This window comes from Parabacteroides sp. merdae-related_45_40 (assembly GCF_001915675.1).
Map to the genome: position 1 here is coordinate 1 of NZ_MNQY01000115.1, position 17,502 is coordinate 17,502.

General features: G+C 35.6%; 15 protein-coding genes. All 15 read left to right on the plus strand.

The features are described 5' to 3' along the window. Positions 1–338 precede the first annotated feature (338 nt). The 15 genes from BHV83_RS14310 (at position 339) to BHV83_RS14380 (ending at position 17,481) form a co-directional block, all read left to right on the plus strand. Positions 339–2,066, plus strand: coding sequence for a tetratricopeptide repeat protein (locus BHV83_RS14310; protein WP_158532681.1), 1,728 nt, complete (start codon positions 339–341; stop codon positions 2,064–2,066). A gap of 104 nt (positions 2,067–2,170) precedes the next feature. Continuing rightward, positions 2,171–2,536 (plus strand): DUF3244 domain-containing protein, encoded by a 366-nt coding sequence (locus BHV83_RS14315; protein WP_158532680.1) that lies wholly within the window; start codon positions 2,171–2,173, stop codon positions 2,534–2,536. A 199-nt stretch (positions 2,537–2,735) separates the two neighbouring features. Next, positions 2,736–4,388, plus strand: coding sequence for a glycosyltransferase family 32 protein (locus BHV83_RS14320; RefSeq protein ID WP_158532679.1), 1,653 nt, complete (start codon positions 2,736–2,738; stop codon positions 4,386–4,388). A gap of 13 nt (positions 4,389–4,401) precedes the next feature. Then, a complete protein-coding gene (locus BHV83_RS14325; RefSeq protein WP_192922584.1) occupies positions 4,402–5,157 on the plus strand; it encodes a response regulator transcription factor in 756 nt (251 codons plus the stop codon). A gap of 74 nt (positions 5,158–5,231) precedes the next feature. Further along, entirely contained in the window at positions 5,232–5,399 is a 168-nt protein-coding gene (locus BHV83_RS14330) for a TIGR04149 family rSAM-modified RiPP (protein WP_122379014.1), read from the plus strand. A gap of 62 nt (positions 5,400–5,461) precedes the next feature. Next, positions 5,462–6,901: a radical SAM peptide maturase gene (locus BHV83_RS14335; protein ID WP_229033054.1), complete on the plus strand. Its 1,440-nt coding sequence runs from the start codon at positions 5,462–5,464 to the stop codon at positions 6,899–6,901. Positions 6,902–6,906: 5 nt separating this feature from the next. After that, positions 6,907–8,067, plus strand: coding sequence for a TIGR04150 pseudo-rSAM protein (locus BHV83_RS14340; protein WP_286757651.1), 1,161 nt, complete (start codon positions 6,907–6,909; stop codon positions 8,065–8,067). A gap of 18 nt (positions 8,068–8,085) precedes the next feature. After that, a complete protein-coding gene (locus BHV83_RS14345; RefSeq protein WP_286757652.1) occupies positions 8,086–9,249 on the plus strand; it encodes a DUF4934 domain-containing protein in 1,164 nt (387 codons plus the stop codon). A gap of 8 nt (positions 9,250–9,257) precedes the next feature. Beyond that, on the plus strand, positions 9,258–10,115 hold the full coding sequence (locus tag BHV83_RS14350) for a lanthionine synthetase LanC family protein (protein WP_122378770.1): 858 nt from the start codon (positions 9,258–9,260) through the stop codon (positions 10,113–10,115). 22 nt (positions 10,116–10,137) lie between these two features. Continuing rightward, complete coding sequence (locus tag BHV83_RS14355; RefSeq protein ID WP_286757653.1) at positions 10,138–10,500, plus strand: hypothetical protein; 363 nt, start codon at positions 10,138–10,140, stop codon at positions 10,498–10,500. After that, entirely contained in the window at positions 10,482–11,375 is an 894-nt protein-coding gene (locus tag BHV83_RS14360; protein WP_227154306.1) for a glycosyltransferase, read from the plus strand. Before BHV83_RS14355 ends, BHV83_RS14360 begins: the two co-directional genes overlap by 19 nt. A gap of 25 nt (positions 11,376–11,400) precedes the next feature. Further along, positions 11,401–12,780: a glycosyltransferase gene (locus BHV83_RS14365; protein ID WP_158532673.1), complete on the plus strand. Its 1,380-nt coding sequence runs from the start codon at positions 11,401–11,403 to the stop codon at positions 12,778–12,780. 128 nt (positions 12,781–12,908) lie between these two features. Further along, positions 12,909–14,102: a 6-bladed beta-propeller gene (locus tag BHV83_RS14370; RefSeq protein WP_158532672.1), complete on the plus strand. Its 1,194-nt coding sequence runs from the start codon at positions 12,909–12,911 to the stop codon at positions 14,100–14,102. A gap of 1 nt (position 14,103) precedes the next feature. Further along, positions 14,104–15,249: a 6-bladed beta-propeller gene (locus BHV83_RS14375; RefSeq protein WP_057317666.1), complete on the plus strand. Its 1,146-nt coding sequence runs from the start codon at positions 14,104–14,106 to the stop codon at positions 15,247–15,249. Positions 15,250–15,285: 36 nt separating this feature from the next. Then, a complete protein-coding gene (locus tag BHV83_RS14380) occupies positions 15,286–17,481 on the plus strand; it encodes a peptidase domain-containing ABC transporter (RefSeq protein WP_270215465.1) in 2,196 nt (731 codons plus the stop codon). Positions 17,482–17,502 lie beyond the last annotated feature (21 nt).

The following is a 17,502-nucleotide window of genomic DNA, read 5'->3' on the forward strand; positions in this document are numbered from 1 at the left end:
CCATGCTGTAACTTTTACGTTCTCTTGCTTTGTTTGACATCTTACACACGTTCTTTTAATTGTTAATTGCGTGTGAAGTAAATCTGTATCATGTCATCTCCCTCAAAAAGGCTTCTCTAGTGAATAACTGATCACTTCCCAAGCCGTTAACTGACGGCTACCCCTACTCGTAAGTTATTCACTTGACAAGCCATAAACAGACAGTTTACAACTAGCGTAACAATCTGTTATTCAATGCATTTACAACAGAAATAAAAACCGTTCAAAAAAGTCGGACTTTCCAGCCGGAATATCCTCGCCTTTTTGTATTATCTTTATCGCCAACAAATAATACGCAGATGAAGAAAAACATTGTTTTCCTGTTAATTCTAATACCTATTATATGGATCTCTTGCGACGGAATGGGCCATCAAACCATAGACTTCCGAAAAATAGAGAACCTTATGCCCCAACATCCGGATAGCGCCTTAATGCTCCTTGAACAAATAGAGAACAAAGAAAACCTATCCCGAAAAGATAAGGCACATTATTATTTGCTGTTAACAGAAACACAAGACAAGACTTTTGTTAAGCATGAAACCGACTCGCTGATCGCGATCGCGACGGATTATTATGAGGAAACAGACGATCTGGAACGAAAAGCGAAAGCTTGGTTTTATAAGGGACGGATCAATCAAAACCTAAATCATCCATTGAAAGCGCAAGAGTATTTCTTAAATGCCTTACAGAATGAGGAGCAGATTGAAGACCATGCATTACTGGGGAGGATTAATAACGGTATCGGGATGCTTTATACCCAACAAGACGTATATGAGCGAGCCTTACCTTATCAGCAAAAAGCGGTCATGCATTTCAAGGCAATAGCAGATTCTATCGGTCAAGTCTATGCGCTTCGAGATCTGGGACGTATTTATAGGATGCTCCATCAAAAAGACAGCGCTATCGCCTGTTATTCAAAAACTCTCGATTTGATGGTGAGCAGGAAGGTGCTCTCTGTTTATTCAGAACTATCGAATCTATATGTAGAAACAAAGACCTACCCGAAGGCAGAGCGTCTACTCCGTGAAGTCATGGCAAACAAGCAGGCATTGGGAAATAACATTCATCCGTTCTATTTGACACTAGGCAAATATTATTATCATTGCGGCCAATTAGATTCAGCAAAAATCTATTTGGAACAATGCACGGAAAAAGCGGGGCGATTGGACACGAGAGCGGGGGCTGTTTATTATCTATCCCAAATAGCCCTATCGAAAAAACAATGGATCCTTTATGCGAAGTTGAGTCAACAATATGAAATGATGCGTGACACACTTAACCAAGCAGAAGTCACGAATATGATTAGAAGCAAACAAGCTCTTTACGATGAACAGGATAAACAAAAATCCTTAGCGGAGGAACGAGTAAGAACGGCCTATGCGAACCTATGGATGGCCGTAATCAGTCTTATTGCTCTCTGCATAATTCTACCAACCACTTATCTTTTGTTTAAGTACAAGAAAAGACAAAAAGACCTATTGAAAATCCAAGAAGAAAACCGGGAAAAGATTTTCTCTTATGATAAAACAGTCCTAGCATATGAAAAACAGATAGAGCATAATGAACAAATCATAGAGACATTAAACAAATCTTTACAAGAGAAAGATCGAGAACAGGAAGAACTCAAGAAAGAGCTGCGGCAGGAGTTCGAACAAAAAAACCAAACATTATATGCCCAAAAAGAGCATCAGATTGAATCATTACAGAATTTGAAGAATTCATCTGTATATAAAAACTTTCATGAAAACGAGGATTGGAAACCATCTACCAAGGATTGGGAAGAGTTGTTTCATCTTATAAACGCTATTTATCCGTCTTTTGCACAAAAACTTCAAGAAGCTTACCCCAAAATACCGATACAGATGGAACGGTTATGCTATTTAGTGAGAATCCATGTGAAACCCTCACGTCTTTCTATGTTATTAAACCATAGTAATATATCAGTCTTACGGAAAAGACTTTATCTGAAGATGAGTGGCAAAACAGGAAAAGCCTCCGATTTCGATCTATATATCAATGACCTATAATCAGTGTTAGAAAATGAACAAAAACGAAAATGCCAATTGTTCATCCATGTTCATTGTTATTAGAGAATAAAGCTTTTCTTTTGCAAAAAGAAAAACAAAATATTATGAAAACAAAATTATTAACCTTATTGATGCTATTTGGCCTCTTTTCGCCACTGTCAGTTTATGGAGATGATGTACCGACCAAGGGAGGATGGCATGACGATTATTATCGCTCTGTCACTCCTGCTCCTCCAACATTATCAATCGAAGGAAATCTATTAAGCATACATTTTATAGATGCTCTGGATGATTTGACTGTTCAAGTTGTAAATGAACAAGGAGCTATCCTATATAACGAAGTAGTCTCCGGCGAAGCAGGTGAATGTGTATCCATCTCTTTAGATCAGGCTGGCACAGGATGCTTTTATGTAGTGTTAGAACATCGCCTAGGGCAGCTTACGGGAGATTTCATCATACAAAATAATTAGGTATTATTCTTTATCATATGCAAGCTTCAGGATTAAACAGTATTATATAGTTGATCCATCACTATTGTGATAATCACTGTACAGTGCCCCCAATGATACGTTTTTCCTGAATGCTTGCATTGAACTATGTTATTAGGAATTCTAAGCGTAACCTAACAAAAATACTAAGTTTGTCATTAATCAAGAACTAATACATATTATGATAATCTACGACCCCAAAATAGCGATTCTCCTTATAGCTTTTAATCGATCAAATATAAAGCAAGTATTTGATCGCATCAAAGTGGTGAAACCGAGAAGACTATATATCGCAGTAGATGGATCAACTAATGACACACAGCGTAAAATAAGTAAGGAAACAACGTTCATTGTTTCCCACATTGACTGGGAATGCCAAGTATTTAAACTATATCAGGAAAAAAATCAAGGATACGACAAACACTGTTTTGATTCGATTTCTTGGTTCTTCGAGCAAGAGCCAGAAGGAGTCATTCTAGAAGATGATTGTGTACCTTCCATTTCATTCTTTGGTTTTTGTACGACATTGCTGGAAAAGTTCAGACACGATGAACGCATCGGACACATATCCGGAAGCAATTACCAATTCGGGAAAAACAGGGGAGACGGTACTTTCTATTATTCAAACCTAACCCACGTATCCGGATGGGCTGGTTGGAGACGAGTTTGGCAAGAGCACTGCCTTAACGAAAACAAGTACGATCTTTTTAACCAACTGGATTACTTATCAAATTTACCTTCTCACGCTCCATTCCAATATCGCTGGAACAGGCTCTTCAATATAGCAAATCACAGTAATGAACATTTTTGGGAGGTAAAATACGCATACACGAACCTTATCAATAATCGATTATCGATCATTCCAAACAAAAATTTAATAACAAAGATCGCATATTATGACAAAATGCCCCATGCTATAAAAAATCATCCATTTACCAACATCAAAAACGAGGAAATCGACCATATTGTTCATCCATCTTTCATCTGTCCGGACATAGAAGCCGATTTATATTCACAAACCAAAGAATATAATACATCTTTCGAGGAACTGTATATGCCTAAAGAATACTTTTACTTAAAAGAGCACTTTGTCGCCGCAATCCGAAATAATCATATACATCCTAAAATTCCACAGATCATTCATCAGATCTATGAGGATTTAGCGGGACCACCTCCTTCTTTAGTCGAGATCTCCCAATCATGGAAAGAGCTAAATCCCGATTGGGAGTATCGGTTTTGGAATAAAAATGATATTGAGACATTTTTGAAAACCTATTATCCGGAATTTATTCCGGCCTATAATGCTTTTTCACATAATGTACAACGCTGGGACGCAATCCGGTATTTAATACTTTATAAGTTTGGTGGTCTATATGTAGACATGGATTATGAATGTACAGAAAATATCACCCCTATATTATGTAATACAGAATGTGCCATGGGATTGGAACCGGAAGCTCACGCTGTCCGTATCCATGTACCTTACATTGTTGGAAATGCTTTTATGGCAACAGTTCCGGAGCATCCTTATTTCAAAGAGTTGATCGATGCAGTTTTTTATGATAACACAAAAGCCGGAACATACACTGATTCAGTAGAATTAATACTTAACACCACAGGCCCATTTCTAACAACTCGGATATATGATAATAGTAAATATCAGGAACGGATTACGTTAATTCCGGCAGAAATCATTGCGCCTATAACTCATTCAGATATAAGAAAAATCATGAACGAGGAAACATCTATGAGTATTGAGAGCAAAGTTGAAAAATCATTTGCGATACATTATTTTTTCGGCAGTTGGCATGAGCAAACTAAAGAATTAACCTAAAAATAATATGATTATGAATACCTTTGAAGATCTTTTTTCCGAATATGCTGGGAGAATAACAGATACCGTTAATGAGCAAGAGTCTGTATTTATTCAATACTGTAAACTATTCTCTTCTATTATCACCGATAGCTTCTACGTATTGGATATAGTTCAAAAGCAATTTTGCTATATCAAACCCGATAATCTATTCTTATGTGATCATTCTGTGGAAGAAGCGATGAGGCTTGGCCATGATTTCTATACACAGATAATCCATCCTGATGACTTGCCTTTATGGACAAACATACTTAAGATCATTCCTCAATACCTAGACCGAAAAGATAAATGGAATGAAATAGATTATTTTTCTTGTACCCTTCGTTTGCTTCGCAAATATTCTTTTTCATCACACTTCCTATCACAAATGGTATATCAACGGATGAAACCTATTTGTCTAAATAACAATTTACGTTACCTTATTTGTATTGTAGAAAACTCTACAGATAAAAAGGCTGGAAATTTATTCTTACATAACAAAGACAAATCAACATACGAAGAATACAATTTCATTACCAGACGATGGAAACAAGATAAAATAGAAATACTTACAGAACGTGAGAAAGCAATACTTATGCTTGCTCAACAATGTAAAAACACTGTAGAGATCGCAAATGAATTATGCAAAGGGCAACATACTATAAGAAATCAAATAAAAGCATTATTTAACAAACTAAAAGTTCACTCTATGCAGGAAGCATTACAAATATCAAAAAATAGACTTAAGTAGGCTATTTTTACATGAAACAACACTATTAATTTTACGAACGATAATAGTATCGTCTAACTTAACAAATCAAGAAAATGAAAAATTTAGGTAAGCTTAAATTAAAACAGCTAAAAAAAGAAGAATTAGAGCGTCGAGAAATGAATGCATTAAAAGGTGGATGTAGTTGTGGAACGGCCTGTGGATGTGGTTCCGATGGTTCATGGTCTGGAGGTAGTAGTTACCAAAATAATTACGGATACTAATCTAATTTCATCGATAACCGTTAAAATTATCGGTTATCGATGAAACTTTAAACATTACAGCCATGATTAAAACACTGATTTACACAACAGAAAATAATAACTCTTATATATATGATCACAAATCTAGATTATCTATGCTGATCCACCCTGATCTTAAAAAAGCTCATGAAAATCCAGCAGAAGCGGATACATATTACTTAAAAAAATACGAATATTTAAAAAGACATGGTCTTTTTTCGGAACCTAAACCGAGTACCTTTGGTTCTTTAAACGAATCTATGATAAAAGAAAGTATAACTAAAACCTCACAAATCACATTTGAAGTAACAGATTTTTGCAATTTAAATTGTCTATATTGTTCATTTGGAGAACTATACGAAGGTTTTGATGAAAGAAATATAAAAAATATAGACATCAATTATGCAGAAAAAATGTTGAAATATATTTTTAAACTCAAATCTACAAGTAAAACAAAAAATTTAATTATTGCTTTTTACGGAGGAGAGCCATTGTTTAATGGAAAATTCATAGAGAACATAATCAATATTGTAAACACTTTAAATTACAAAAAAGAAATAAAGGTAGAATATAGCATGACAACAAATGCTACATTAATTCACAAATATGTTAAATTACTCGTAAAGTATAACTTTGAATTACTTATTAGCTTAGATGGTAATGAAAAAAATCATAGCTATAGATATTACCGAAACAACAAAAAAAATTCATTCCATAAAGTAATTGAAAATATAGACATGATTCAAAAGGAATATCCCGAATATTTTAAGAATCATATAAGATTTAATGCTGTATTACATAACAGAAACTCAGTAAAAGAAATATATGAATTTATATATGGAAGATATAAAAAAATACCACGTATAGCTGAATTAGCATTTGATGATTTAAAATCAGATAAAAAAAGTGATTATAATAAATTATTTCACAATAAACTTGAAAGCGAAAATGTTTTTAAAAATGAAAATACAGATCTTTTAGACATAATGCATACAGAATTATCCACCTATAAAGAACTCACTAATTTTTTAAAATACAATTCTTTAAATTTTTATATATCAAATATAATATCTTTATTATATGGAGTAGAAAAATATTTACCGACAAGCACTTGTCTACCAGGAGGTAAAAAAATATTGATGACAACTAATAATAAGTTATTACCCTGCGAAAGAGTTAACTATAAATATGCAATTGGAGAGATTAATAAAGAAGTAATATTAGATATTCCAAAAATAACACAACGATATAAATTTTATTTTGACCATATCAAAAATGTTTGCAAACATTGTTATTCAAATAAATTTTGCAATACATGTTTATTTCATATAAAAGGTATAGACAATGTAGATTCCAAAGAATTTATTTGTGAATATTTTTGTAATTCAAAAGAATTTACAAATAGATTACATCGAATTTTTTCTTTCTTAGAAAAATATCCAAATGATTTTTATCAAATAATAGAAAACGAAGTAATTTTATAACATTCATGGACATAGAAAATGATTATTGGTTTACAATCGAACCATATGTATTTATCAATATTGCTAATAATTGCGCATTACTATATAATACATATGATGGAAAAATATTAATAAGCAAAAAAGCAAAAGTAATTGAATTACTAAATACTTTTTTACAAAAAAAAGACTGTGGAGTTATTCTATTAAAACGAGATCTTTATCACAATTCTGATATTTTTGATTTCATCACTGATCTGAGAAATAAGTATATGGGAGATATTATTGATATTAGTTTTTCAAAAGGAAAACCTATTCAGATATTACCATATTACAACCTTAATTACAAAAATGAATTATACAAAATACACAATTTTTCACCTTATAAAAGTATCTTAGAAAAACTATCTGAGATTAGTATTTATATAGATCAAACAAGTAAAGCTGTAGATCTTGTTTCTTTTTTACAAACATTACCAGAAAATGTAATCATTAATATTATCAGTAACAATAATGAAATAGATGATAATCAATACTTTTCTTCTTTTTTAGAAAAACACAATTCATCTATAAATATTGTATGCTCATATTCAAATATTACATTATTAAACTTATCAAATACAGATAATTTATATTACAAAATAACAGTAAATTTCCCAATAAATACGAAAGAATGGGATAATTCTATACAAATATTATCCAACAAGAATTTCTCATTTGAGTATATATTAAATATATCATCTTTAGAAGATTATGAAATGGCAGAAAGACTTATTGATCAATTCCAAATCAAAAAATATATCTTCAAACCAATATATACAGGAGGTAATATTGATTTCTTCAAAGAATATGTTTTTCTTACGGAAGATGATATTTTATCAACTACTATGTCTATAAAAGATTTTTTTGCTAATCAATCTATAAATATTTACGAATTTGGAAAAATTAGTATTTTACCAAATGGTGATGCTTTTGCCAATTTAAATCATCCAGTATTAGGTAATATATACACACACAGTATTTCTGAAATAGTACAAAAAGAAGTAGAAGAAGGTATTTCTTGGTTTAATATTCGCAATAAAATTCCATGTAATACCTGCATTTATCAATGGATTTGCCCACCACCATCAAATTATGAAATAGAAATTGGACGTATGAATTTGTGTCATATAAATACGAATTGCAACTAACATTCAAAAAATTCAATCATGAGATATTCTTATATATTTTTAGGATTATTTTTATTTATCATATCTGGATGTATAAAAGAAAAAGAACAATCAGATAATGATTTTATAACAATAGATATTACAGATAATTATCCCTTAAAAGAGCTAATCCTACAAGATATTATGGATGTAGAATATATAGCTTTAGAAACAAATGAAACTTTTATATGCCAAGGTTTTGTACAAAATATTGGTAAAAATATCATATTGGTAAGAAATTACAACAGAGATGGAGATATTTTTATTTTCAACAGAAAAGGTAAAGCATTAAAAAAAATAAACCACTTAGGACAAGGGGGTGAAGAGTATACTTTTATTTTAGGAATCACATTAGATGAAGATAATAATGAGATGTTTATTAATGACAATCTTAGCAGAAAAATATTGGTTTATGATTTAGAAGGGAATTTCAAACGAAGTTTTAAACATAAAGAAGGTACTATGTATGATAAAATATATAATTTTGACCAAGATAATTTATTATGTCACGATGGATATTCTAGTAATAATGGAGAAGCAAATGAACAATCTTTTATGCTTATATCAAAATCCAATGGAAATATTACTAAAGAAATTAGAATTCCATTTAATAAAAAAATACTAACTGCTGTACTTTTACAAGACCCAAAAAATGGAATGACATATGGAGCTACCCCATCTTCTGACTATCCAATAATTCCTATTCACAATAATTGGATACTTATAGAACCTTCATCAGATACATTATTCACATTTTCTTCTGATTTACAATTAAAACCATTTATCATAAGAAAACCATCTATTGAATCTATGAATCCGGAAACATTTCTTTTCATAAGCAGTGTCACTGATCGCTACTGCTTTATGGAAATTGTAGAAAAAAAATATGATTTTGGATTACAAAAAGGCTTTCCTCGCACTAATATAGTATATGACAAACAAGATAATTCTTTGTTTAAATGCATTGTATATAATAAAGATTTCTCAGACAAAAAACAAGTATATATGAACTCAATCCCTGTAAATTGCGACATATTAACTTGGCAATCTTTAAATACTGAACAACTAATTGAGTCTTATAATAAAGGTAAATTAAAAGAAATAGCTGCAAATTTAGAAGAAGATTCAAATCCAGTAATCATGTTATTAAAACATAAAAAATAATTTAAACAATGACATCAAAAACAGAAATAGAATACGATTTACAGAAAACATCAGATATACTTATACTCAATGGAACATTAACAGAATCTCCCGGATTAATACATGGAAAAACAGGGATTGCTATATTTTTTTTCCATTATTCACAATACACAAAAAACATGTTATTTGCAGATTATGCTATGGATATAATTTATGAAATACAAAATCAAATTCATTCTAATAGTCTTGCTAATTACGAAAATGGAATAGCTGGTATAGGTGTAGGAATTGATTATCTAATTCAAAATAATTTTTTGACTTCAGAGGATGATATTTATGAAGATATTGATGAAAGAATGTATAGAGCAGTCATGTATGATCCTTGGCAATCTTTCAATATGTATGATGGATTGACTGGGTATGGAAGATATTGGATTATGCGATTAGGTTATCAATCACCCTCTAAATACGCAAAAGAGTGCTTAACGCATATAATAATAAAAATCAAAGACAATTTATCCAATATTTCTCCAGATGAACAAACAGATATATACTGTTTTTTACATGATTTACAAAAAACATCAAGCTTTAGTAATTGTACCGACATTTTAAAGCAATGTTACAAATGGGATCTATTCTCATCAAAACATATTAATAGATACTTTCCTCATCTAAAAAATCATATAATAGGCAACAAAGCACGAATAATTAAATATTATAACTATTTCACAAATCCACAGCATAATGACAATATCAATAACAACTTTTATTTAGATACAGAAATATCACCAAAATCAATGGGTATTCTTGACGGTTTTGCAGGTAAAGGATTGTTGCAATTAACAACATTAAATTCATTAAATACCAGATGGATGCAATTATTATAAACTACTAATAAAAATATCATTTATGAATTTATACATATTTAACGAAACCCGTAGAGGAGCTATTTTTGGTATAGGAACCTATATTAGAGAATTAGTCATTGCCTTAAAAGATAGCGACATTCATATTTCTATAATAAATTTAATGTCAGATAAACCACAAATACAAATAGATAATATCGATGGAATAAATTACTGGTATTTTCCAAATCCAATATTAGAATTGAGAACATTAGACAATCAGAAGCAAAGGGAATTATATTTCAAAAATATAGTTTACTTGCTAAAAATACATATAACAAATGAAAAAGAATTGATATTTCACATAAATTATAATCAATGTACAAGCCTTGCAATTGAATTAAAAAAATGTTTAATTGCAAAATAATTTCAGTTGCACATTTTTCCGAATGGGGATTTATTATTTTTGACAACAAGTACCAATTAGAACACCTATTAAACAAAAATAACACAGATAATTTTGCTCTAAATTTCAAAAAAACAATTGAAGAAGAAAAGAAAGACTATTTAGTAACGGATCATACTATTTGTTTATCAAATTATATGCAAAATATATTATGTCAATATTACAAAATAAAACCATCAAAAATATCCGTAATTCAAAATGGATTAAGCAACATTAAAAACATATCAATAAAAAACAATTCTTTACGCAAAAAATGGCATTTACAAAGTAAAGAAAAAGTAGTCCTCTTTGTAGGTAGAATTGATCAAGTAAAAGGAATACGTTATTTAATAAGGGCTTTTTATGAGGTATTAAAAACAGATCTTAATTGCCATCTGATAATAGTTGGGAATGGTGATTATGATACCTTTTTTCAAGAAGCTAAGAATATTTGTACAAGAATCACATTCACTGGGCTCTTAGAAAGAACAGATCTATATGAATTATACCAAATAGCCAATGTCGGTGTCGTACCTTCCCTATTCGAGCCTTTTGGTTATGTACCTGTCGAAATGATGATGCATGAATTACCCATCGTCGCAACCGCCACATCAGGATTGAACGAGGTAGTAGACGAATCTTGCGGATTGAAAGTACCATTAATAGTATCTCCTAATAATGTAGAGATCGACACCTCTTTGTTAGCACAGAAGATCATCTACCTATTACAGAACCCGAAAGAAGCGAAACGACTCGGGAAGAACGGTCGTAAACGGTATTTGGAGAAATATTCCTCGGAAGTATTCGGGAAAAACATGATCGCATTTTATAAATCCTTATTCCAAGAATGTAAGTAATAAACAACTAGCTTGATACTATTATATGAATACGCTCAATCAAATCGACATATCGATCATTATCCCGATATATAACGTAGAAAAATATTTGACGGTTTGTATCGACTCGTTGATGAACCAAGGTGATCTACGCATGGAGATTATCTTGGTTAATGACGGCTCGACTGATTTGTCAGGGGAAATTGCTGATGAATACGCTAAAAAAGAGGAGCGTATCAAAGTGATTCATCAAGAGAACGGGGGAGCATCCGCAGCCCGCAACGTTGGTTTGGATATTGCCACGGGAAAGTACATCGCTTTTTTGGATAGTGATGACTGGATTAAAGATGAATCATTATCTCTTTTATATGATGAGGCCGTGAAATATCATGCCGATGTCGTGATGGGAAATATGTGGCTATGCCATCAAGACGGAAGTATGGATAAACCTTTTAAATGTATTTCCAACGGATCTATAAAAGAATTGCTTTCCGGTAAAGAAGGTTTCATAGAATTAGTCAAAACGTGTTTCTATTTGCCTACACCCGTCAGATACATATACAATAGGAAATATCTGCATAAAATACAGGCTCGTTTTGAGGAAGGCATCATGCATGAGGATGAATTATGGTGTCCCATCGTCCTTTGCCAAGCGGAGAGGATGGTTATCACCAACATTGAGTTTTATTATTACCGCCAGAACGAAGAATCGGTCATGCATACGACAAGCCTAGCCCGAAGGCTGAAATCATTATTTCAAGTTACTGAGGGATTGATTAAATTCTCTGATCAATTTGTTTCCTCTAAGACGAGCGTTGACTTGAGAAGCTGGTGGTATGTAAACATCCTCAGGCTTTATTCCATGGCCTTCACACTACTTCCCAACATAAAAGATTCCTCATACATAGTACACAAACATTATCTGGATCGATTTTGGAGGGATTGCGGGCAAATGATTCCGGAATCTATACAAAGATGCAGAAATTATTACTACAAGGCAGAAGCCGGGCTGAAAGAATATACGGATTGGCGTGTGTCTGATTGGGTAGCAGGCGTAGATTGCCAAATAAAGGCTGGTAAAAAAGTGATGCTCGTATTCAACACGATAAATGGGGAAGATCTACAGTTGAAAATAGAGGATGTACCCGTTGATTGGGTGATAACCACCGACAGGAAATATTTCCAACAGGCGACTATAGTCGTTTTCCACCTTCCCACATTGCATTATGAGCTAGAGAATGATCTGGATAAGTTGGAAGGACAAACATGGGTCAGCTGGCATCTGGAGTCCGAAAAGGATGATCCGGGAATTAACGACCCGGAAATAAGCGAACTATTCGATCTTTCGATAAGTGACCCACAAGATAGCGAGGGTGAACAACATCCATTGCTAAGACTGTGCCGAAATTATGTAAATAATGGATAGAATTCCATTCATCGCTATAAGTTTTGAGCAAAAAGAAGAGATCACGAGAAAAAATAACCTATTTTTGTAATTAGGCATGATTGAGCGAATGTATCGCCCTAAGTGTTTAACCTTAAATCGTAAGAATAATGAAATGGATAATCACAATTTCAGCGATCCTTCTCTTTGCGTTAGCGGGATGTGGAAAAGATAAACAATCAACAAATGAACTCATCACAGTTGATGTTACAAAGAATTATCCTGAAAAGGAATTGACACTACAGGATTTCATGGATGTGGAATACATCCCGTTGGAAACAAATGATGAGTTTGTTACCCAAGGCAAAGTAATGGCCATTGGTGCAGAAGTTATATTAATAACCAACTGGGCCAACGACGGGAATTTGTTTGTTTTTGACAGAAAAACCGGCAAAGCCTTGAAGAAGATAAACAGGAAAGGGCAAGGTGGCGAGGAATATATAGGTATTACGGAGATTGTTCTGGATGAAGCAAACAAGGAAATATTTGTCATAGCCTATACCGGAAGTAAAATCTCAGTATATGATCTAGACGGAAATTTTAAAAGGAGTTTCAAAGCCGCAGGTACGGAATCTCATGTAAATACATTTAATTACGACCGGGAAAATTTGATCTCTTATGTACCGGATAATAGTCTGGAAAACCCGTCAAACGCCATACCTCCATATTATTTAATCTTTTCCAAACAGGATGGAAGTATCACCCGGAAAATATCAATTCCTTTTGATGAAGTTAAAAGCCCGGTCGCAAGAGACGGGGAAAACTGGGAGAACTGGGCCGCTCCAGTTCCAACCGCCATGTATCAAATAGTTCCAGATCATACCAATTGGGTACTTATGGAGACATCATCCGATACCATATACCACTATTTGCCGGATGCTAATACGACAATCCCCCTTATCGTAAGAACCCCCTCCATACACTCCATGGATCCTCCTGAAGTATTTCTTATACCAACCGTTTTTACCGACCGTTATTATTTCATGAGCCTGTTGAAAGCGGAATTTAATTTTGAAACAGGGAGAGGGTTTCCAATTTCCGGTTTGATGTACGATAGACTGGAAAATTCTTTATTCATACCTAAAATATACAATGGTGATTATACCAGCAAAAGAGAAGTGGATATGACGTCGAGACCTTTAGATCCGGAATTCGTAATCGGACAGTCATTGCAAGCCCACGAACTTGCCGAGGCTTACGGGAGAGGAGTACTGAAGGGCAAACTGAAAGAGATTGCGGCTAAATTGGATGAAGAGTCCAATCCGGTGATTATGCTGATAAAACACAAGAAAAATAAATACTAGCATGAAAGTAAATTTAATTTCAGCAGTCCTCCTCTTTGCCTTAGCGGGATGTGGAAAAGATAAGCAATCGACAGACGAGCTTGTCACGATCAATGTTAGCAAAGATTACCCAGAAAAGGAGCTAATCCTTCAGGATATTATGGATGTAGAATATATTGCGCTGGAAACAACTGACGAATTTATCACACATGGTAATGTCATGGATATCGGCGAAAAATTTATAATAGTAAAAAACAACACAAACGACGGGAACATATTCATTTTTGACCGGAAAACGGGGAAAGCTATACGGAAAATAAACCGTTTAGGACAAGGTGTCGAGGAATATCCGGGGATTGCAGGAATTACACTAGATGAGGAAAACAATGAGCTATTTGTTACACATACAGGGAAAATATCAGTATATGATTTAAACGGGGACTTTAAAAGAAGCTTTAATTTCCTAGACCCCGAGAGTGACTACCTTAAGGTTTTTAATTATGACAAGGATAATCTGATCACTTATGATAACAAAGGCTATGGAATGGTGGCAGACCAACAGCCTTATCATTTGATTATCTCAAAGTATGACGGAAGTATTATCCAGAAAATTACAATTCCTTCTAAAGAACAGAAAACACTGGTTATATTCGGAGATAATGATCAAAAAGTAATTCCTACTTTTTTTGCTACAACCGCCACTTCCGATAATTGGATACTTATGAATCTCTCATCCGATACCCTATATTCCTATTCGCCAAACGGTCATATTAAGCCTTTTATCGTGAGGACACCCTCTATATATTCCATGGATACAGAAATATTTCTTTTTGTAGAGGGGGTGACAAGCCGTTATTATTTTATGAGAACCGTAGAAAAAAAACTCGATATTAAAACGAGAAAAATACCGGTGAGTAGGTTGGTATACGACAAACAGGAAGATTCTATATTCAAATATCAAATATATAATACTGATTTTTTATATCAAAGACCGATCTATTGGATTTCATCTATTAATCAAGATATTGCGAACTGGTATCCCTTTGATGCGCCTGAATTGATTGAGGCTTATAAAGAAGGGAAGCTCAAAGGCAGGCTAAACGAAATCGCAGCGAAATTAAATGAGGATTCCAATCCCGTCATAATGCTGATCAAGTATAAGAAATAAGAACTAAATCATGTCTATATCCTAATGTTTTAATTTATGCTAAGATCGTTTCCACATTATCAGCAATTGGATTCTATGGACTGTGGTCCTAGCTGCCTCCGTATGATCGCCAAGTTCTATGGTCGTGTGTACTCGATCCAGAACTTACGGGAGAAAGCCTTCATCACCCGGGAAGGAGTCTCCATGCTGGGTATCAGCGAGGCGGCGGAAGCGATCGGGTTCCGAACACAGGGCGTGCGGATCACGGTGGAGGAATTGGAAAAGGAATGTCCCCTACCCTGCATACTGCACTGGAACCAATGGCATTTCGTGGTTTGCTACAAGATAAAGAAAGGGAAGTTCTACATAGCGGACCCGGCGGCGGGACTTATCACCTATACGAGGGAGGAGTTCAAGCGGTGCTGGGTCAGTACCAAGGTGGACGGGCAGGATACCGGGACGGCGCTCTTGCTGGAACCGGGGCCGGAGTTCTACGGGATGGAGGACGAGGAGAGAGACAGGAAACGTAACCTCGGATTCTTTTTCCGATATATATCGCCCTACAGAAGGGAGATGGCACAGCTCGTGCTGGGCATGGTGACAGCCAGCGTACTGCAACTCATCCTGCCTTTCCTCACGCAGAGCTTGGTAGATACCGGTATACGGGACAACAACCTAGGTTTCATAACCTTGATCCTTATATCGCAATTGGTGATCTTTATCGCCAAGCTATCCGTGGACTTCATACGGAGCTGGATATTGCTGCACGTAAACACGAGGATCAATATCGCCTTGATCTCCGATTTCCTCGCCAAGCTGATGCGCCTGCCCCTGCATTTCTTCGATACCAAGATGGTGGGCGATATCATGCAGCGCATCGGAGACCATGACCGCGTCGAGGCTTTCATGACGGGGACATCCATCAATACGCTCTTCTCTTTCGTTAACTTCATCGTGTTCGGGTTCGTACTGGCCTATTACGACTGGACGATACTGGGACTCTTCTTGGTAGGTAACGGGTTATACGTGGCGTGGGTACTCGCCTTCATGAGATGGAGGAGGGAGCTGGACGTAAAGCGTTTCTCGCAGGCGGCCGGGGAGCAGAGCAACCTATTCCAGCTTATCACCGGAATGCAGGAGATCAAGCTCAATAATTGCGAGACCAAGATGCGCTGGAAATGGGAACGGATACAGGTAAAACTTTTCAAGATAGGGATCAAGGGATTGGCGTTACAACAATATCAGCAACTCGGGGCGGTCTTTTTCAACCAGACCACGAACATACTCATCTCCTTCATCGCCGCACGGGCCGTCGTGCAAGGGGATATGACGCTGGGTATGATGATGTCGGTGACCTACATCGTGGGGCAGCTCTCTTCGCCTATCGAGCAATTGATCGATTTCTCACGGTCCTTGCAGGATGCGAAGATCAGTCTGGAGCGGCTCGGCGAGATACACGGGAAGGAGGACGAGGAACAGGCAGGCGGGATAAGGCTGAATGTTCTCCCCGATGACAGGACGCTGCGGCTGGAAAATCTCAGCTTCAGCTATGACGGGGCGGACAGGGATTACGTGCTGGAGGATATCAACCTGACGATACCCCATAACAGGGTGACCGCCATCGTAGGGGCCAGCGGGAGCGGGAAGACAACTATAGTAAAACTTCTGCTCGGTTTTTACAACCCCAACAAGGGGGACGTGAGGATCGGCGATACCTCCCTCAGGAACCTAAACCCGCACGTATGGCGTAGCAAGACCGGTTCGGTTATGCAGGATGGTTTTATCTTCTCGGATACGATCGCCAACAACATCGCCCCCGGCGAAGAGGTGGTGGACAAGGAACGCCTGCTTCATGCCGTGACGGTGGCGAATATCCGGGATTTCATCGATTCGCTCCCGCTGGGCTATAATACGAAGATCGGCATGGAGGGCAATGGAGTAAGCCAAGGGCAGAGGCAACGGATCCTGATCGCCCGGGCGGTGTACAAGAATCCCGACTTCATCTTCCTGGACGAGGCCACGAACGCCTTGGACGCAAACAACGAGCGGGAGATCATGGAGCAGTTGCACGCCTTCTACAAAGGACGGACGGTGGTGGTCGTGGCGCATCGACTAAGCACGGTACGTGACGCGGACAAGATCGTGGTGCTGGACAAGGGACGCATCGTGGAGGAAGGGACGCATCAGGAACTCACGGCCTTGCGGGGGACTTATTATAAGTTGGTGAAGAATCAGTTGGAGCTTGGGAATTGAGAATTGAAAATTGAAAATTAG